Origin of the sequence: Caballeronia temeraria (genome assembly GCF_001544795.2) — a bacterium.
Taxonomy (GTDB): Bacteria; Pseudomonadota; Gammaproteobacteria; order Burkholderiales; family Burkholderiaceae; genus Caballeronia; species Caballeronia temeraria.
Genome location: NZ_FCOI02000017.1, coordinates 64144 through 83378, shown reverse-complemented (window position 1 = coordinate 83378; position 19235 = coordinate 64144). Strand labels below are relative to the sequence as shown.

Here is a 19235-nt window from a genome sequence, read left to right as displayed (position 1 = left end):
GGTGTCAGCGTTGCAGCCAGACATCGGCGAAACTCGCAGCCGTCCCATCGGGCGATATCGTGTGATTGCGCACGCCGCGTGAATAAACCGTCACGTATTGAGGCGAGACCAGGTTGAGATCGGCCAGGTCTTTTTCGAGAATGCGCTGGATCTGCGCGAAATACTGCGTGCGTTTCGTTTCGTCGGTTTCCTGCGCGGCGTCGGCGAACAGCCGGTCAATCTCCGGATTGCTGTAGTGCGAGCCGTTCGTAAACGGCACGCCGGGCCTGAAGTTGTCGGTGGTATAGAGACGGGCCACGCCGACCACCGGATCGAAGAGATTGCTCATGCCGTTGATGCTGAAATCGAAATCGCGATCCGTATAGATTCGCTTGAGATACGCGGGCAGATCCTGCGTGCGGATCGTCACGGTGATGCCCACGCGGTTCAGCGCAGACCTCGCGTACTCCGCTGCGCGCGACGGCAGATCGCCGATTGGGAGCGGATCGGCCGTCAGCGCGAAGCGCGTGCCGTCCGCCCGGCGCGGATACCCAGCCTCGTCGAGCAGCGCGTTGGCGCGCGCGAGGTCGAACGGATTGCCACGGGCCGTACAGCACGTGGCTGGTGGCCGCGAGAATGATGCGCTCAGTACGTGCGGTGAGCGCGGCGAGCGTCATGAAAGAATCGAGCGCCTGGCCATTGAAGACGCCGCCGTAACCGCCTTTGGGCAGCCATTGCGACAGCGCGAACACGAGGTCGAAGCCGAGCGATTCGGCCTTCAGCACAAGATCGGCGTTGTAGTCGAAGGACCAGTCGGTCGTGCGCGGCAGCGTGGATGCGCTCCAGCCGCCTGCCTGGATCGGCAGGAAGAGTCCCAGCATGAGCGGCTGCGCGAACACGCGCGACACCGGACTGTCGGGGAACTGCGCGGGCGAAGGGACATGGACGAATGCGCTGGGACGCGGCTGCGTAGCCCGTGCTTCAGCGTGCGGGGGATGCGTGGTCTCGCTCATGTTGCTTGTCCATAAGATTGGCCTTTCGGCGCTCATGCATCGGAGCGCGAAAGTTAAGCACGCGTGTACGCGAGCGGACAACGAATTATTTGTGGATTGTTTTCGACGCGCGGCATTGCAGTCAGCGTCACATGCTTTCGACGCCGCGCCTCGTCGACGGCGATCTGCCGGATGAAGGAGCTGGTTGAAGGCGGCCGCCATCGGACACTTCGAGATAGCGTGTGTCGCGGAGTTGGCCGGGAATCAGATCACATCGACACTCATCATGCACTCCGAAACAGCATTCGCGCGGAGTCTAGTGTTCGCGCGCGGCGTCGCTTTCACGCCAATGAGCACGTAGGCGCCTATCACCTTGGCCTTGTGATGCAGCGGCTTGTGGCTGAAGTTCGCGCGCAGATTGCGCTAGTGGCCGCGCGCCATGGCGAAAGTGCATGGCGCGGCGCGTCGCCTCACGAATAGAACGACGGCTTCGGAATGCGTCCGTTGAGCGCCCAGTCGCCCAGCTCGCGCACCTTGTAATCGAGTGGATCGTGCAGCGTGTGCACGCGCACATTGCGCCAGAAGCGGTCGAGCCGCAACGCCGCCGTCGTCGAGCGCGCGCCCGTCACTTCGAACATGCGATGCGCGACGTCGAGCCCCGCGCGCGCAGCCGCCACCTTCGCCGTCGCGACTGCGACGGCCACTTCGCCGCGCTCGTTCTCGGTAAGGGCAAGGCCGCGCTCCCACGCGCGATCGAGGGCCTGCATCGAACGCTCGACGAGCAGACGCGCCCCTTCAAGCGCGACCCAGAAGTCGCCGTAGTGCGCGATCACATACGGATCCTCGGCGGGACGCTCGGCCTGCGAGGCAATCCACGGCCGCGTCTGCGCGAGCGTCGCGTCGCGCGCCGCCTGCAATGCGCCTTCGCCGATGCCGAGATAGATATGACACAGGATCGACTGCGCGAGCAGAGGCCGCAGCGTGGCGAGTGGGCTGGAAAGCGGTCCCGGATGAAGCAGCAATTCGTCCGCCGCGATGGGCACGCGCTCGAAGATCACCGTGCCGCTGTCGGTCTGGCGCTGCCCCATGTTGTCCCAGTCGTCGAGCACGGTGATGCCCGCGCGATTCGTCGGTGTGACGCCGATCAGCAGCCGCCCGTCGCCATCGAATGCGGACGCGAGCAACTGGTCCGAATCGCGGGCGCCGGAACAAAAGCTCTTGCGGCCATCGAAGACATACCCGCCGGCGTCGCCTGGCAAGGCGCGCGTGCTCTTGTCGAGCGGATTGAGCGCGTTGCCCCAGAACCAGCCCTGCGCGACGGTCTCACGCGACCAATGGCGAATCTGCGCATCGCTGCCGAAGAGGCGAATCGTCGCGAGTTGCAAATGATGAAACGCGAAAAGATGCGCAAGCGAGCTGTCGACCTGCGCCATGCGTCTGACGACATCGAGCGTTGTCGACCACGGGGCGCCGTCGCCGCCGTGTTCCACCGGCAACGACAGGCGCAGCAGGCCGCTTTCGCGCAACAGGCGGCGCTCGTGAAAGGCGGTGCCGCCGGCCTTGTCGCGCGCCGCGGCGGTTTTCGCCCATTCGCGCAGCACCGCTTCCAGATGCTCGGCCCACGGAGTGTCTTGAGTGCGACTCATTGCAGCGTCTCCTGTCGGTGAGGGGTACTCCGTGTTCGATGGCCGGCTTTGCCGTCAAACCGGAAAACCATAGAAAAATACATTGGTTTGGCTCGGATGGGCCGATTTGTAAGCTTATTGCGCAGCATCGACCATAACCGCTTCGCTGCCTCGCGCGCGCGAAGCAAGAGGAGAACCCAATGAAGAAGTTTCATCCGTTGCGGGCCGGCGTACTGGCTATCGCATTGAGCGCAACGATCGCATCGCTCGCGCAGGCCGCCGATCCGAACAAGCCCGAGATCCGGTTCGGCGCGACGGCCGGACCTTACTCCGACCAGATTCGCTACGGTATCAAGCCACAGCTGGAGAAGGAAGGTTACAAGGTGACGATCGTCGAGTTCAGCGACTACGTGCAGCCGAACCTCGCGCTCGCCGACGGCGCGCTCGACGCCAATGCATTCCAGCACGAGGTGTATCTCAAGAAGTTCTCGGCGGATCACAAACTCGCGCTCTCGGAGCTCGTGAAGGTGCCGACCGCGCCGATCGGACTCTACAGCCACAAGCACAAGCGCCTCGACGAACTGAAGGACGGCGCCACCGTGTCGCTGCCCAACGACGTCACCAATCAGGCGCGCGCGATCATTCTGTTGCAGCAACTCGGCTGGGTGACGCTCAAGCCGGGCGTCGATCCGGTGAAGTCGTCGGAGCGGGATATCGCCTCGAATCCGCACAGGATAAAGCTCGTGCCGCTCGAAGCCGCGCAATTGCCGCGCTCGCTCGATGACGTCGACTATGCCTTCGTGAACGGCAACTTTGCGCTGGCAGCGGGCCTCAAGCTCAATGACGCGCTCCTGCTCGAAAAGATTCCGCCGTACTACCTGAATCTCGTTGCGGTGCGCACGGCCGATCTGAATAAGCCGTATGTGACGGACATCGCGAACGCATACCGGTCGGCGGATTTCGCGCGCGTGATCGAGCAGCGCTTCGCGGGATTCTCGAAACCGGCGCAGTAAGACGGAACGCTGCGGCGCAACGCTCAAGGCTGCAGCCCTTCGACGGCTTCGCGGCGCGACGCCGCATCGTCGCGGCGGCTTCTCGACAGACGCGGATTGAACGCGGCGTGCAGCGCATCGCTCAGCAGATTGAGCGCGAGCACGGTCAGCGCGATGGCCGAGCCGGGCACCGCGATCATGTACCACGCGGTGCGCAGCGCTTCGCGTCCCGTGCCGACCATTGAGCCCCAGCTCACCACGTTCGGATCGCCAAGCCCGAGAAACGACAGCGCCGCTTCTGACAAAATCGCGTTCGCGACGAGCAGCGCGGTCGAAACGAGGATTGGCGTGAGCGCGTTGGGCAGGATCTCGATGAAGATCAGATGCGCATCGCTTGCGCCGAGCGCAATGCTCGCGCGAACGAACTCGCGCTCGCGCAGCACGATGAACTCGCCACGCGTGAGCCGCGCGATGCCCGGCCACGCCGTTACGCCGAGCGCGAACACGATCGTCGAAAGTGACGGCGTGAGAATCGCCACGAGGATGATCGCGAGCAGAAACGGCGGCACGGTCTGGAAGAACTCGGTAATCGCCATGAGCACCCGGTCGACCACGCCGCCGAAGTAACCCGCGAGGCCGCCTATCAGCACGCCCAGCACGAGCGCGATAACGGCGACCGTCCCGCCGACGTACAGCGAAACGCGCGCGCCGTGAAAAAGACCGGCGAGCAGGTCGCGGCCCATCAGGTCGGTGCCGAGCGGATACGCGCGGTCGGCACCGGGCCATTGATAGGGCGCGGCGACCGTGTCGAGCGGATCGCCGGGAAAGAGCCAGTTGGCCGAAAGCGCCGCGAAAAGCGCCAGTGCGAGCAGGATCACGCCGACGAGCGCGGAGGGCTGGCGCAGAAGAGTAAGCGGCTTCATCGGTTCGACCTCGTGCGTGGATCGACGAGTCCGTAGAGCAGATCGACGATCAGATTGAGCAGGACCACGAGACATGCCGAGAGCAGCAGCACCCCGACTAGCAGGTTGACATCGCGGCTTTTGATGGCCTCGAACGACAGTTGCCCGAGCCCCGGCCAGCCGAACACCGTCTCGACGATCACGGAGCCGCCGATCAGCGCGCTGCCCTGCAGGCCGAGCATCGTGAGCACGGGCAGCACCGCATGGCGCAGCGCATGATGCGTCGTCACGTACCACGGCCGGCCGCCTTTCGCGCGCGCGGTGCGGATGAAATCCTCCTGCAGCGTCTCGATCATCGAAGCCCGCGCGAGCCGCGCGAAAATGGCCACGTAGTACAGCACGAGCGTCGCGGCAGGCAGCACGAGATGGCGCAGATGATCGAGCAGGCGCGCCACGCCGCGATGCGCAACGTTGGTATCGGCGACTCCACCGATCGGCAGCCAGTCGAGATGCACGCCGAAGACCACGATCAAGAGCAGCGCGGTCCAGAACATCGGCGCGGAATAGCCGATGGTCGCGAGCGTGGAGACGAGCGTATCGACGACACCGTGCGGGCGCCGCGCGGCGAGCACGCCGAGCACGAGCCCGAGGCTCACGGAGACGACGAGCGCCGTGCCGATCAGCGCGAGCGTGGCGGGCAGGCGCGCGAAGATCAGCGACGCGACCGGTTCGCCGAAGCGAAACGAAAAGCCGAGATCGAGCCGCAGCGCGTGTTCGACGTAATGCAGCAGTTGCCACCCGACGCCGTGATTCAGGCCATACGCTTCGCGCAGCTGCGCGACATATTGCGGCGACACGTTTCCGCTCTCGCTCGCGATGACATCGACGAGATCGCCGGGCATCAGCTTGAGCAGCACGAAGTTGAGCATGGTTGTGCCGAGCAGCACGAGCACGAGCTGAATCAGCCTGTGCCCGATCCTGCGTCCCGCGAGCGCCGATGTGAGCCGCATGACGGTCACGCCTTGTCGAACCAGACGCGCGCGAAGTTGGCGCGCGAATGGCTGGCGGTGTCGGTGACGTTGCGCAAGTCCTTCGCCCATACGCCGAACCAGCGGAACTCGAACAGGTTGATGAGTGACAGGTCGCGCTGCGCGATCTTCTGCAATTCGACGTAGAGATCGCGCCGTTTGGCAGGATCGGTTTCCGTCTGCGCCGCTTCGATCACGCGGTCCATCTCGGGGCTCGCATAGCCGGATGCGTTGAACCACGGCGTGCCGTTCGAGGCCGCCTTCGACCAGTAATGCTGCTCGATGCCGATCTGCGGATCGAGGCCGTCCGTGCCCCAGCTGCTGATGAGCTGAAAGTTGTAATCGGTGAAGACATTCTTGATCCACGTTGGCAAGTCCTGCCCGCGCAGATTCACGTCGATGCCCACGCGTCGCAGCGCCTGACGCACGAATTCGCCGGTACGCCGGTAGTCGTCGCCGTATGGAATGAAATCGTGATCGAGCTTGAACCGCCAGCCGTCCGCCTTCTTCGGGAAGCCGGCCTGGTCGAGCAAGGCCTCGGCGCGCTTCGGATCGTACGGATACTGCTGCGTGTCCGCCGTATAGAACGACTTCACCAGCGACGACTCCGGCCCGGTCGCGGGCACGGCGTAGCCGCCCCAGACGGTCTTGACCAGCACGTCGCGGTTGATTGCGTGCGCGATCGCCTGACGCACTTCGAGCTTGCCGAGGATCGGATCGCGCAGATTCGGTTCCAGCCAGAGCCACGCCGCGTAGCCGTTATAGCCTTCGCGCGAGACGACGAGATTCGGCAGCTTCGCGAGCCGGTCGGCATCGGCGAAAGTCACCGGATTGCGTTCGCCATATTGCGCCGCACCGGTTTCCAGCGCGGTCGCGCGGCCGGAAACGTCGGGCGTGATCTTCCATGTGATGCGGTCGAGATACGGCTGACCCGGCGCCCAATACTTGTCGAAGCGGTCGAGCACGATGCGATCGCCGCGCGCCCATTCCGTGAACTTGAACGGACCCGTGCCGACCGGCTTGTTGTTGTACGGATTGTTGCGGATGTCCGTATTCTCATAGAGATGCTTCGGCAGGATCGGCGTGCCGAGCGAATCGAGAATGCCGAACGTCGCCGGTGTCGATTTCGACAGATGCAGCACGACCGTGTGCGCATCCGGCGTATCGATCTTCGTCAAGTACTGCAACACGCGCCGCGATGCCGGGCTGATCTTCAGCCAGACTTCCTCCGCGGAGAATTTGACGTCGGCGGACGTGAAAGGCTGGCCGTCGTGCCAAAGCGCATTGCGGCGCAGCTTGAAGGTCCATGCAAGGCCGTCGGGCGAGACGGTCCAGCTCTCCGCGAGCTGCGGGCGCGGCTTCAGATCCGGGCCGTATTCGACGAGGCCGTCGAAGATCTTGCTCGCGACCGCGCCGATCATCGTTGCGGAGTTGACGAAGAAGGCGAGCGTTGGCGGTTCCGGATGGATGACCGCTGTTAGCGTGCCGCCGCGCTTCGCGCCGTTCAGCGTGATCGGCGTCGTTTCGGTCGTGGACCAGGCGTTGCCCGTGAACGTGAACGGCGTCGCCGCGCCCGCGACGAGCGCGCCCGCGCCCTTGAGCAACCGGCGCCGCTTCAGATCGGCCACCGCGGCGCCCAGCGGATCATCGCGGAACAGGAGCGTCGAGGTCGAGGTCGGCTGCGGCTTGCGCTTGAAAGTCACGATCAATTTTCCTTGTATCGAATAAGAATGAGGCATGCGATGACGGCACCGCGTCGATCAATGCGCGCGTGTAGGTGTGGTGCGGCGAGGTCCAGATCGAAGCGTGATCTCCGCTCTCGACGATGCGTCCCGCCTGCATCACGAGCACGCGGTCGGCGATGTAGCGAACGACCGACAGGTCGTGCGAAATGAAGAGCAGCGCGAGGCCGAGCTCGTGCTTGAGGTCGGCGAGCAAGTCGAGAATCTGCGCCTGAACGGAGACGTCGAGCGCGGACACGGGTTCGTCGCAGATGACGAGTTCCGGGCGCAGCACGAGCGCCCGCGCGATGCCAATGCGCTGACGCTGCCCGCCGGAGAACTCGTGCGGATAGCGCCGCAGCGCCGATTCCGGCAGGCCGACTGCGTCGACGATGCGGCGAATCCTGTCATGCCGTTCGCGCCGGTTCGAGACGCCGTGAATGGCGAGCGCGTGACCGAGTGTGCCTTCGACGGTATGACGCGGATTGAGCGAGCCGTACGGGTCCTGAAAGATCATCTGCACGCGGCGCCGATAGGGCCGCAACGCACGCCGTCCACGATGCGTGACGTCGTCGCCGTCGAAGACGATGCGCCCGCCCGTGGGCTCCGCGAGCCGCGTCAGCGCCCGCGACAGCGATGACTTGCCGCACCCCGATTCGCCGACGAGGCCCACTGTCTCGCCCGCGCGAATCTCGAAGCTGACGCCGTCCACGGCGCGCACGCCGTCGTAGTCGACGCGCACGTCGCGGGCGTCCAGCAGAATGCGCGCGGGCGTCTCGGCGATGGCGCGCGGCGTAGCATGCGGCGCGTCGGTGAGCCGCGCGTCGCGATAATGCAGTCCCGCGCCGAAATGCAGCGATGCGCCGAGCAGCGCGCGCGTGTACGGTTGCGCGGGCTGCGTGAACAGTTGCCGGTTCGATGCTTCCTCGACCTTCGCGCCGTCCTTCATCACGACCACGCGATCCGCCCAGCGCCCGACCACGCCGAGATCGTGCGTAATGAGCAGCACGGCCATCGACAGTTCGCGCCGCAGGCGGTCGATCAGCGCCAGAATCTGCGCCTGGATGGTGACGTCGAGCGCGGTGGTCGGCTCGTCGGCGATCAGGAGGCCGGGGCGGCACGCGACCGCGATGGCGATCATCACGCGTTGCCGCTGTCCGCCCGACAGTTGATGCGGATAGTGCGCGAAGCGCCGGCGTGGCTCGGGCAGGTGGACGAGTTCGAGCAGCTCGAGCGCTTCCTCGCGCGCGGCCTGAGCGGACAGCGGGCGGTGCAGCGTGAGCGCTTCGGCGACCTGCTTGCCGATGGGCTGAAGCGGGTTCAGCGAGGTCATCGGCTCCTGAAAGATCATGCTGATTCGATTGCCCCGCAGCGCGCTCCATTCACGCTCGCTTTGCGCGAAGAGCGGCTTTTCCTCGAAGCGGACCGCGCCCTGCACCCGGGCACGTTCCGGCAACAGTCCCATCGTCGCGAGGGCGACGGTGGATTTGCCACTGCCCGATTCGCCGACGAGCGCGACGATCTCGCCGCGCGCCATCGTCAGATCGAACGGGCGAACCGCCGCATGGCCGCCGAAGGACACGCTCAATCCGTCGATCTGGAGCAGTGGCGTCGCGGCGTTCATGTCGCCTGCCTGTCGGCCGGCCCGGACAAGCCGCGGAACCCGGCGGCCGTGTGACGCGTGCCGAGCCGTGCGCCGCCGCCGAAGAGCTTCTCGCGCAGCGTGCCTCGGGCATACGCCGTCTTGTAGATGCCGCGCGACTGCAATTCGGGAATGACGAGATCGATGAAGTCCTCGTAGCTTTCCGGCGTCACGGTCCGCGTGAGATTGAAGCCGTCGATGCCGGCTTCGTCGACCCAGGATTGCAGCGCGTCGGCCACCTGAACCGGGTCGCCGACGATGGTCGTGTAGCGGCCGCCCAACTGCATCTGTTCGAGCAGATGCCGCACCGTGACGCCGCGCTTGCCGTCGGTCACGCGCTGCACCGACGATTCGATGCCGCGTCCCTTGTGACCGCCGGGTGGCGCGAGTTCGTCATTGGGCGCGTAAGTCGAGTAGTCGATGCCGCTGCCCGCCGCGAAGTGCGCGAGACCCGCTTCTGGACTCGCATACCGCGCGTACTCGGCGAGCTTCTCTTCGGCTTCGCGCTGCGTGCGGCCGACCACCACGGTGATGCCCATGATGATCTTCAGATCGCCTGCGTCGCGTCCGGCTTCGACGGCTTGCGCGCGCAGCGCGCTCACGAGCTTGCGCGTGCCCTCCTTGCTCTGGCTCGACACGAACACGCACTCGGCATGACGCACGGCGAAAGCCTGGCCGCGCCCCGACGATCCGGCCTGGAACAGCACCGGCGTGCGTTGCGGCGACGGCTCGCACAGGTGATAACCGTCGACGTCGTAATAGCGGCCGCGATGCCGCACCTTGCGCACCTTCGCGGGATCGGCGAACACGCGCGCCTCGCGGTCGCGCGGCACCGCGTCGTCCTGCCAGCTTCCTTCCCACAGCTTGTAGAGCACGTCCAGATACTCGTCGGCGCGATCGTAGCGCTCGTCGTGCGCGATCATCTCGGTTGCGCACATCGCGCGGGCGGCGCTGTCGAGATAGCCGGTCACGATATTCCAGCCGATGCGGCCCTCGGTCAGATGATCGAGCGTCGAGAAGCGCCGCGCGAGCAGATACGGCGCTTCGTAGGTGAGATTGACGGTGATGCCGAAGCCGAGGTTCTGCGTCGCGGCGGCCATCGCCGAGACGAGCATCATCGGATCGTTGACGGGCAACTGCACCGACTCCTTCAGGGTGACATCGACCGATTGCTGATAAACGTCGTACACGCCGACGATATCCGCGATGAACAGCCCGTCGAAGAGGCCGCGCTCCAGTAGCTTCGCCAGATCGGTCCAGTAGGAGAGCTTGCGATAGTCCGTCGAACGGTCGCGCGGATGGGTCCAGAGGCCATGATTGATATGGCCGACGCAGTTCATGTTGAACGCGTTCAGAATGATGTGCTTCTTGCTCATGAAAGGGCGTGGGGCGAACGAAGGAAGAGTCAGGCCACGCCGATGCGCCATTGGCCCGGCGGCAGCGTGCCGTTCACGGCGAAATCGCCGACGATCCGGTCCTTGTAGATGCGCGGATTGTGCGACGCGATGGTGCGCGCGTTGCGCCAGTAGCGGTCGAGTCCGGCGGTGCGCAGCGTCGCGGATGCGCCGAGCGCGTCGAACACGCTCGCGCTCGCGTCGAGAACGAGTTGCGACGCGACCGTCTGCGCCTGCCAGATCTCGATCTCCGTTTCGGCGATGACGGCGAGCGCATCCGGCCGGTCGAACGATGCCACCGCGCGTTCGAGCGCGCGCGCCGCTTGCGCGACGATCGCGCCGGCGGTCCAGGCATGCGCGCGGGCGCGGCCGACCACTTGCAGCAATTGCGGATCGTCCGCGGCGCGCGTGCTGACCGCATGGCTGTAACTGCGCTTGCGCGCGGCGATGGCGGCGGCCGCATCGCTCGCGACGGCGCGGCCGATGCCCGCGAGCGTCGCCAGATGCACGAGTTGATAGAACGCTTCGGAATAGGGAAACGGCGCGCGGCCTGCGACGATCTCGTGTTCGTCGACCTTCACGTTGTTGAAGCGGCTCGTGCCGCTCGCGGTGAGGCGCTGGCCCATGCCGTCCCAGTCGTCGATCACTTCGACGCCGTCCGCGCGACGGTCGACCGTGACGGATAACGCCTCGTCGTCCGCGTCGGTTGCGCCGACGTGGATCCAGTCGGCGAAGATCGAGCCGGTCGTATAGAACTTCGTGCCGTTCAGATGCCAGCCCTTCGCGTCGCGCGTGAGACGCGTCGCGAAATGGCTGCGCGGGGCTTCGCCGGTCTCGGACCACGCCGCCCCGACGATGACGCCCGTCGCGAGCCGGGCGAGCCATCGCTCGCGCCGTTCGACGGGGCTGTCGAGCGCGTGCTCGATGAACCCGAAATGCGCGCGCAGCGCCTGCGTGATGTTGGAATCCGCTTCGGATAACTCGATCAGCAACTCGAACAATTCGACGAGGCGGATGCCCTGGCCGCCGTAGTCGGCCGGCACGCGCAAGGACGTGAAGCCGGCGTCGCGCAGCCAGGCGATTTCGTCGGCGGGGAGACGGCGTTCGAGCTCGCGCTCGACGCTCTGCGCGCGGATGCGCGCGAACACCGGCCGAAAGCGTGCGGCGAGCGCGGCGTACTGCTCCGTGGGGCCGGGGCCCCACGCAGCGCCGACGGCGACGCCGGCAGGCAGGGGAGCATTGCGATCGAAAGGCATGGCGCTCCGATGTAACTCGTGAAAGCGTCGATTATCTGTAACCCGTGCGCCAACGCTAAACGATGAATCATCAGAAGCTAAGCGCGATCGTCGCTATTCGTTATTAGGCGACGCTATCCGACGCCGCGCAGCCTCGGGCATGATCGATCATGCCGCCGCAATGGACGATTTCATGCTGACGCGCCACGCGTGCACAAAGGGGAGAGCGATGAGCGACAGATCGATTGCCCGCGAACGCACCGGCGCAAGCGCGGTGACGGCGACCGACGCGCACCGGCTGTTCGGCACGGAGGACTAGCCGGCGGTCGCGATCGCCTTGCTGGGGTTCGTGCTCGCGTGCGCGCTCTTCGTAGCGGGCAGCTCGCGGGTGATCCCGGCAAGCATACGAACGGCTACGTGGCGCTGTTCATCGCGTTCGTCGCGTGCAATGCATTGCAGAAAAGCTTCGTTGTGGAACCGTTCCCGCGAGCCTAGATTCAGTCTGTCGAACCTAGCCAGCGGGACGTGCAATCATGAGCGATGTCGTGATCGAGCAGCCGGTCGAAGTCGAGGCCGGGCTGAACTACCTCGTGCCTACGGGCGTGAAGCCCGCGTCGTACGCCTACGATCCGCCGCCCGGCGTGCCGCGCCGCACCGGCGAATATCGCACGCGTGCGGTGAAGATTTCGAATGCGCGGCTGCGACCGCCGCCGGGCGGCCTGTCGCTCGACCGGAATGGTTTCGAGTTGCATCGCGAAGCAAGCGTGCTCAGCGATTTCTCCGACGATGCCGCGATTCGTTCGGTCTACTACCCGCGATCCGAGCGACTGCTGAAGCAATGGACGGGGGCGAAGCGCGTCGTCATCTTCGATCACACGCTGCGGGATGGCGCGGCCGCGCGCGCGAACGGCGTTAAGGAGCCGGTGCATCTGATCCACAACGATCAGACCTTCGTTTCCGGGCCGCGCCGCGTGCGCGATCATCTACCCGGCGAGGAAGCCGCGCGACTGCTGCAAGGACGCTTTGCGATCGTCAATCTCTGGCGACCGGTGGGCGAGGTGGTCGAATCGTCACCGCTCGCACTGTGCGATTCGCGCAGCATCGACGAACGCGATGCCGTCGCGCAGGACTTCATCTATCCGACGATGACGGGCGAAACCTATGCGTTCGTGCATAACCCACTACATCGCTGGTACTACTTCCCGCTGATGTCGCCCGACGAGGCGCTGCTCATCAAGATCTACGACTCGGCAGGCGACGGCGTCGCGCGTTTCACCGCGCACACGGCCTTCGACGATCCGACTTCGCCGCCCGATGCACGGCCACGCCGCAGCATCGAGTTGCGCAGCCTGCTGTTCTTCTGAGCAAGCCCAGTACGTGCTGCAAGTACGTACCTGTTGCACACACTCAGGCAGCTACCGCATCGTCGACCCGACGCCGACGTAACGGAGCTCGTTCCATTCAACTACACGCAGCAGCAAGCGGCTGCAGCACAGCACTGCTGGCACAGCGATCCATCGGGCAGTGCTCCCGCGTTCGTCCCTCGATTGCACGAACCCCCATTCGGCAAGCTCAATCTACCGAAGCGAATAACCACGCCTTGAGTGTTAGAGGGTCGATGAACTTTTCCCGTTAAACAGTCAGCGAGGCTCCGAAAAGCCGCCGCCCGACGCGAGACGCCGTTCCAGCATGTCGATATCGTCGCGCAGGAATCGAATCACTTTGGCGACGCTCGGCTCTCGCAACTGCCTTTCGTTTTCCGTTTGCACCGAGTGCAAGGCCATGTCGGCAATCTGCTCCGAGACCTGTTCGAGAGAGCGCGGGCCAGTGGGCGAAAACCACCATGCGCTCCAGTTGCACATGCCGATGATCGAGAACGCCGCGACCTTCGCGTCCAGCTCGCGAAACTCTCCCTGCTCGATGCCGAATTCGATTGCGTGCTCAAACTGTTCGAGCACCGCGCGGCGCGCCTGTTCCGCCAGCTCGCGTTGCTTCGGAGGCAGGTTGCCTTCATTTCTTTCCACGACCCGAAACTGCAGCGGATGCGTGAGGATCAACTGTGCGTGGCGCAGCACCAGATGCCGCAGCATGCCGGCCGGATGTTTCATGTCCTCGGGCACTGCTTCCGAGGCTAGTTGTCCGGCCGCGCGCGTGACCGTCTCCGTCAGCACTTCGAGAATCGCTTCCTTGCTCTTGAAATAGTAGTAGAGCGCGGGCCGGCTCACACCGATCGCGTCGGCGATGTCGTTGAAGCTCGTGCCGTCGAAGCCGCGCTCGATAAAAAGGCGCGTCGCCACTTCGAGGATGTTTTCGCGCAAGGCGTCGCTTTTGGTCTGGGTTCGGGTCATGCGGCGTTTTCGACGAATGTGTCAGAACGACCAACACGATACCTCAAACCGGCGTCGCGTCGGGAGCCCGCGCCCGTGCTGACCGGCCGCGCGGCAAGCCGGGCTGGCCGATAATCGACACATCCGTAAAAACCACTAGCCAAAATCTACTAAAACGTAAAATAATTCGACTAAGATGTAAAAAAAGGAGATGACCTTGATGAATCGCTCTGAACAAATGCGCGCCGGCGCTGACGGCGCCACGGCAGGATTCCTCAACACCGACTGGAATCCCCGCGATCTGCCGGCGGGTGTTAGCACGCGCAATGTCGTGCTGCGCACGCAGGACGGCGCGGCGACGAGCGGCTCGCTCTATTCGCCCGGCGCGTCGGATACGGTCGTGTGCATCATGCATCCGCGCGAATTCATGGCCTGCCATTACCTGATCCCGGATATCGTCGGCACGGGGTACGCGGCGTGGACGCAAGCACCGCGTTCCGTGGGTAACGACATGCGTCTCGAGCACGAGTTTGCGCTCTATGACGTGGCGGCCGGCATGCGTTTTCTGCGCGAAGCCGGGTTCAAGCGCGTGGTGCTGCTCGGCAACTCGGGCGGAAGCGGCCTCTACGCGCTTTATGCACAGCAATCGAATCTCGCGCCGGAAAACCGCATCGAACGTACGCCGGGCGGACGGCCTACGAAACTTGCGACGCTCGACATGCCGCCGGCCGATGGCGTGATCTTCGTCGCACCGCATCCGGGGCAGGGCGCGTTGCTGCAAGGCTGCATCGATCCTTCAGTCACGGACGAAAACGATGCGCTCAGCGTCGACGAGGCGCTCGATCCGTTCGCGCCGTCCAATGGTTTCGACCAGCCGCCCCGTTCGTCCCGCCATGACGCCGCCTTCGTCACACGCTATCGCGCGGCGCAAATCGCGCGCGTGAAACGCCTCGACGCCATCGCGCGCGATCTGATCGCCGAGCGTCTCGACGCCCGCGCGCGCGTCAAGTCCGGCGGCGGCCACGCCGATGCCCGCACGCGCCGCGTGGCCGCGCATACGCCGTTGATGACCGTCTGGCGCACCGATGCCGATCTGCGCTGCTTCGATCTGTCGCTCGATCCGTCCGATCGCCGCTACGGTTCGCTGTGGGGCGCGGACCCGTTCGCTTCGAATTACGGCTCGGTCGGCTTCGCCCGATGCTGCTCGCCGGAAGCGTGGCTGTCGACGTGGTCGGGCGTGTCGTCGAACGCGCTGCTTTCGAAGACTGCATCCGCGATCACGCAACCCTCGCTCGTCGTCGAATACACCGGCGATCAGGCGTGCTTTCCAAGTGTCGTCGCGGACATTTACGCGAGCCTCGGTTCGTCGGCGAAATCGCATCGCCGGGTGCGTGGCGACCATCACGGCCGAGCGCTTGCCGAAGGCGAGGAAGCGGGCCGCTATATCGCCGGCCGCATCGTGCGCGACTGGCTGCGCGAAACCTTTCCTCAATGAATCCGCTTGACCAGACACGGAGTATCGACATGAAGATGAGCGACATGCCCGCCGCGGATCACGCGCTTTGCCTGCGCGGCGTGGATCACACGGCACGCCCGACCTGGAAGCTCAGGGAGACCGTCGAGTTTTATCGCGATGTGCTCGGCCTGCCCTTGATCCATACGATTTCCGCGCGTGGCTGGGGACCCGCCACGCATCCGGATTTCCTTCACTTTTTTTTCGATAGCGGCAACGGCAGCACGATCGCGTTCTTCTATTACCTCGGAAGCGGCGAGCCCGAAACGCTGAAGGGAAGGGCGGCGCATCCGCCGCGTCCCGACGATCACGTTTTCGATGCCACGCACACGGCCTGGCTCGTCGACACGCAAGAGGAATTGCAAGCGTGGAAGTCGCGGCTGGAGTCGCGCGGCGTGGAGGTGTCGGTGGAGACGGCGCACGAGGTGATCGAGTCGATCTATTTTCGCGATCCGAACGGCTATTTCATCGAGATCACGCGCAAGCTGCGCGCGTTGGAGCCGCTCGACGCGCACGACGCCGCCGCGACGCTCGAAGCGGCCATCGAACTGGAGGCGCGCGAGCGCGGCCTTGCCCGCATCGATGACGTCTGGGCGCGCAAGGCCGCACGCATCGTCAAACAATTCGAGGCCGACTCGCCGCAACTGCAGATCTTCGTGCTGAACGTGCCGGAGTTCGCATCGCTGATCGACGCGGCGCGCAAGCTGGCTATCTGCCGCGTTGAGGAACGCGGCGAATACACGGAAATCAGCGCAACCGAGCCGGTTTCATTCGAGCGCCGTGCGCTGGGGCTGAAGCCCGCCGTCTGGTATGGGCTCTTCACCGGCGGACTGAACGGACGGATCGAGTGTTTTGACCGCGATGTCGTGCGCATTGCGCCACGCGGATGACTCAGCACATGGACATGCAGGAGACAGAACACATGAGCGGTATCTTTCATCCGATCGAAGGCGTGGTCTACTGTGCGCCCGGGCTTGCGCAAGGCTATCTCGCATCGGGCGCGTGGGTCGACGTGACGCTCGGCGACGCGCTGCGCGCCACGGCCGCACGGGTGCCCGAGCGGCCCGCCTATATCTCAGACGAGGCGACGATCACGTTCGCCGAATTCGACGAGCGCAGCGAACGGCTCGGCGCCGCGCTGCTCGAAACCGGCCTTCGTCCCGGCGACCGCGCGATCTTCCAGATGGGCACGACGGTCGACACGGCCATCGCGCTCATGGGCGCATACAAGGCGGGCGTCGTGCCCGTGTGCGCGGTGCCGCAGTATCGTGAAGTCGAAATCGGCCAGCTCGCGGCGCAGTCCCAACCGCGCGGCTACTTCGTGCAGGCGGATTTCTCGACATTCGATCTCGTCGGCTTCGCGCGGAAGATGTTCGGGCAGATCGCATCGCTCGAACATGTCGTCGTCGCGGGCGGAGAGAACGGTGCAGGGCATCAGACGGTCGACGCGCTCATCGACGCCATGCCGCTTTCACGTGCGCGCGCCGTGCTGAGTGACATCCGCATCGGCAGCGAGGACGTGCTAAGTTTCCAGCTTTCCGGCGGCACGACCGGCGTGCCGAAGATCATCCCGCGTTTTCACGCGGAGTACATCGGTCACGCGCTCGCCTGGATGCGTCACATCGGCATGACCGAGACAAGCCGCATGATCTGGTCGTTGCCGCTGCTGCACAACGCCGGTCAGTTATACGCGTTCGTCTCGACGGTGGCCGCCGGGGTGACGACCGTGCTGATGCCACGCGTGGACATCGCGCGGATGCTGGAGCTGATCGAGACGCATCGTGTCACGCACGGCCTTTCGATCGGACCGGTCGCGCCGCAGATGATCGCGTATCGGGAGATTGCCCGGCACGATCTGTCGTCGCTGCAACTGTTCGGCACGATGAGCCGCGCCGATTCGCTCGAAGCGCATCTCGGCGTGCCATGCTTCAACCTGTACGGCACGACGGAAGGGCTGCTGATGGGCGCGGGACCGGCGCATTCCGGCCCGTTGCGGCACTTCACGCAAGGTCTCTCGGGCTGCCCGGCGGACGAAATCCGCGTGCTCGTGCCGGGCACCGACGATCCCGCGCCGGAGGGCGAAGCAGGCGAGTTGTGCTTTCGCGGACCATCGAGCCTGCGCGGCTACTTTCGTGCGCCCGAGGCGACCGCTCAGACGCTGACGACCGATGGCTTCGTGCGCACCGGCGACATGGTGACGCGAAGGCTGATCGACGGCGTGCGCTGCTTCGCCTTCGAAGGGCGGCTGCGCGACAACATCAATCGCGGCGGCGAGAAGATCGGCTGCGAGGAAGTCGAGGCGTACGTGAGCCATCATCCGGCGGTCGCGGATGCGAAGCTCGTCGCCATGCCCGATGCGCTGTACGGCGAAAAGGCCTGTGTCTATCTGATCCTGCGCACGGGTCATGCTGCGCCGACCGTGCGGCAGCTTGCCGATTTCCTCGTCGCTCAGGGGCTGGCCAAGTTCAAGTGTCCCGAGCGCATCGAGATAGTCGATGAGTTTCCGGTGACGCGCGTCGGCAAGGTCGACAAGACGGCGCTGCGCCGCGACGTGGCCGCGCGGATGTCGGAAGAGCAAGCCGCGCGTGCCACTACGCCGGGCATCGCGAAGGAGGGCGCATGATCGCCACCGAGTACGTCGCGCTCACGCAGCCATTCGTCGTGCGCCGCCGCGTGCGCTGGGGGGAATGCGATCCGGCGGGCGTCGTCTACACCGCATCGTTTTCCGATTACGTGATCTCGTTCGCCGAGCTCTTCTACGGCTTCCTTTTTGAGGGCACGCCGCAGGCAGTCAAGAACCATCACGGTTTCGGCACGCCGACACGTGCGCTCGGATTCGATTTTCGCCGCTCGCTCAAACCCGACGAAACCTTCGACGCGACCGTGGAAGTCGATTCGATCCGCACACGCACGTTCACGCTCGTCATCACCGCGCGCATGACCGATGGCGAGATCGCCTTCATCGCGCGCCTCACGCCGGTATGCATCCGCCGCGGCGCGCGCGAATCGATCGAGCTGCCCGCTGTGTTGCGCGACGCGCTGGAACAGTATCAGGCGCGCTGCGCCGAACACCCCGACGCAGGAGAAACCGAATGACGCAGGCGACACCCCGCACGTATCGGATCGGCCAGATCGTGCCGAGCTCGAACACGACCATGGAGACCGAAATTCCCGCGATGCTGCGCGCACGCGAGAGCATCCTGCCGGAGCGTTTCACGTTCCATTCGAGCCGCATGCGCATGCATCGCGTCGTCAAGGAAGAGCTGGAGGCGATGAACCGCGAGGGCTTGCGCTGCGCGGCCGAGCTCGCCGATGCGCGCGTCGATGTAATGAGCACCGCGTGCCTCGTCGCCATCATGGCGATGGGGCCGGGCTATCACCGGCAGGTCGAGCAGGACTTGCGGCGCATCGCACGCGAGAACCACTGCGAAGCGCCCGTGATGACGTCGGCGGGTGCGCTCGTCGCCGGTCTGAAGGCGATGGGCGCGCGCAAGATCGCGCTCATGGCGCCTTACATGAAGCCGCTGACGGCCGCCGTCGTCGCGTATATCGAGGCAGAGGGCATCGAAGTGCTGGATGCGCTGTCATTCGAGATTCCTGACAACCTCGAAGTCGGTCGCCGCGATCCGCTGCAACTGCTCGACGATGTCCGACGGCTTCGTCTCGCCGACGCCGATGCGGTCGTGCTGTCGGCCTGCGTGCAGATGCCCTCGCTCGCCGCGATCCAGACCGCGCAGGACCGGCTCGGCGTGCCGGTTACGTCCACGGCCGTCTGCACGGTGCGGCAGATGCTCGATCATCTCGGCCTTGCGCCGGTCGTGCCGGATGCCGGAGCGCTGCTTGGCGAGTCCGCGCGTCATCTCACGGAATGATGAGGATAACTTC

The 19235-nt window shown here is 65.0% G+C and carries 16 protein-coding genes and 1 pseudogene; 7 read left to right on the top strand and 10 right to left on the bottom strand.

From position 1 onward, the window contains the following. Window positions 1-4: 4 nt before the first annotated feature. From AWB76_RS23305 to AWB76_RS23300, 3 genes and pseudogenes are all read right to left on the bottom strand, one after another. Window positions 5-547, bottom strand: a complete 543-nt coding sequence (locus tag AWB76_RS23305) for a periplasmic substrate-binding domain-containing protein (protein WP_244173431.1) — start codon at window positions 545-547, stop codon at window positions 5-7. Next, window positions 539-992, bottom strand: a pseudogene (locus AWB76_RS39280) (LLM class flavin-dependent oxidoreductase); the annotation flags it as partial. The pseudogene AWB76_RS39280 and the gene AWB76_RS23305, both read right to left, overlap by 9 nt. 449 nt (window positions 993-1441) lie before the next feature. After that, window positions 1442-2617: an acyl-CoA dehydrogenase family protein gene (locus AWB76_RS23300; RefSeq protein WP_061162499.1), complete on the bottom strand. Its 1176-nt coding sequence runs from the start codon at window positions 2615-2617 to the stop codon at window positions 1442-1444. Between the two features lie 179 nt (window positions 2618-2796). On the opposite strand from AWB76_RS23300, the gene AWB76_RS23295 reads away from it, so the two are divergent. Next, window positions 2797-3609 carry a MetQ/NlpA family ABC transporter substrate-binding protein gene (locus AWB76_RS23295; protein WP_061162498.1) on the top strand — a complete coding sequence of 271 codons (813 nt, stop codon included), beginning with the start codon at window positions 2797-2799 and terminating at the stop codon, window positions 3607-3609. Window positions 3610-3632: 23 nt separating this feature from the next. On the opposite strand, the gene AWB76_RS23290 is transcribed toward AWB76_RS23295, so the two are convergent. The 6 genes from AWB76_RS23290 to AWB76_RS23265 are packed head-to-tail and all read right to left on the bottom strand — an operon-like array spanning window position 3633 to window position 11531. After that, complete coding sequence (locus AWB76_RS23290) at window positions 3633-4511, bottom strand: ABC transporter permease (RefSeq protein ID WP_061162497.1); 879 nt, start codon at window positions 4509-4511, stop codon at window positions 3633-3635. After that, window positions 4508-5500, bottom strand: a complete 993-nt coding sequence (locus AWB76_RS23285) for an ABC transporter permease (protein WP_061162566.1) — start codon at window positions 5498-5500, stop codon at window positions 4508-4510. Before AWB76_RS23285 ends, AWB76_RS23290 begins: the two co-directional genes overlap by 4 nt. Before the next feature lie 5 nt (window positions 5501-5505). Further along, window positions 5506-7221, bottom strand: a complete 1716-nt coding sequence (locus AWB76_RS23280) for an ABC transporter substrate-binding protein (RefSeq protein ID WP_061162565.1) — start codon at window positions 7219-7221, stop codon at window positions 5506-5508. Further along, the gene (locus AWB76_RS23275) at window positions 7163-8863 is read right to left on the bottom strand and encodes an ABC transporter ATP-binding protein (RefSeq protein ID WP_061162496.1); all 1701 of its coding nucleotides are present in this window, start codon (window positions 8861-8863) and stop codon (window positions 7163-7165) included. Before AWB76_RS23275 ends, AWB76_RS23280 begins: the two co-directional genes overlap by 59 nt. Next, a complete protein-coding gene (locus AWB76_RS23270) occupies window positions 8860-10257 on the bottom strand; it encodes an LLM class flavin-dependent oxidoreductase (RefSeq protein ID WP_061162495.1) in 1398 nt (465 codons plus the stop codon). The genes AWB76_RS23275 and AWB76_RS23270 overlap by 4 nt, the downstream gene beginning before the upstream one ends. A 29-nt stretch (window positions 10258-10286) precedes the next feature. Next, window positions 10287-11531, bottom strand: a complete 1245-nt coding sequence (locus AWB76_RS23265) for an acyl-CoA dehydrogenase family protein (RefSeq protein ID WP_061162494.1) — start codon at window positions 11529-11531, stop codon at window positions 10287-10289. Between the two features lie 512 nt (window positions 11532-12043). On the opposite strand from AWB76_RS23265, the gene AWB76_RS23255 reads away from it, so the two are divergent. Further along, window positions 12044-12874, top strand: coding sequence for a CmcJ/NvfI family oxidoreductase (locus AWB76_RS23255; protein WP_061162492.1), 831 nt, complete (start codon window positions 12044-12046; stop codon window positions 12872-12874). Between the two features lie 276 nt (window positions 12875-13150). Here the strand turns inward: AWB76_RS23255 and AWB76_RS23250 are convergent, their stop codons facing one another. Next, window positions 13151-13858, bottom strand: a complete 708-nt coding sequence (locus tag AWB76_RS23250; protein ID WP_061162491.1) for a TetR/AcrR family transcriptional regulator — start codon at window positions 13856-13858, stop codon at window positions 13151-13153. 199 nt (window positions 13859-14057) lie between these two features. On the opposite strand from AWB76_RS23250, the gene AWB76_RS23245 reads away from it, so the two are divergent. The 5 genes from AWB76_RS23245 to AWB76_RS23225 are packed head-to-tail and all read left to right on the top strand — an operon-like array spanning window position 14058 to window position 19222. Beyond that, window positions 14058-15332 (top strand): alpha/beta fold hydrolase, encoded by a 1275-nt coding sequence (locus AWB76_RS23245; protein WP_061162564.1) that lies wholly within the window; start codon window positions 14058-14060, stop codon window positions 15330-15332. A gap of 35 nt (window positions 15333-15367) precedes the next feature. Further along, window positions 15368-16240 carry a VOC family protein gene (locus tag AWB76_RS23240; protein ID WP_082864509.1) on the top strand — a complete coding sequence of 291 codons (873 nt, stop codon included), beginning with the start codon at window positions 15368-15370 and terminating at the stop codon, window positions 16238-16240. A 32-nt stretch (window positions 16241-16272) separates the two neighbouring features. Further along, the gene (locus AWB76_RS23235) at window positions 16273-17973 is read left to right on the top strand and encodes an AMP-binding protein (protein WP_061162562.1); all 1701 of its coding nucleotides are present in this window, start codon (window positions 16273-16275) and stop codon (window positions 17971-17973) included. Further along, window positions 17970-18446 carry an acyl-CoA thioesterase gene (locus AWB76_RS23230; protein ID WP_061162490.1) on the top strand — a complete coding sequence of 159 codons (477 nt, stop codon included), beginning with the start codon at window positions 17970-17972 and terminating at the stop codon, window positions 18444-18446. Before AWB76_RS23235 ends, AWB76_RS23230 begins: the two co-directional genes overlap by 4 nt. Then, a complete protein-coding gene (locus AWB76_RS23225) occupies window positions 18443-19222 on the top strand; it encodes a maleate cis-trans isomerase family protein (RefSeq protein WP_061162489.1) in 780 nt (259 codons plus the stop codon). Before AWB76_RS23230 ends, AWB76_RS23225 begins: the two co-directional genes overlap by 4 nt. The last annotated feature ends 13 nt before the right edge of the window (window positions 19223-19235 follow it).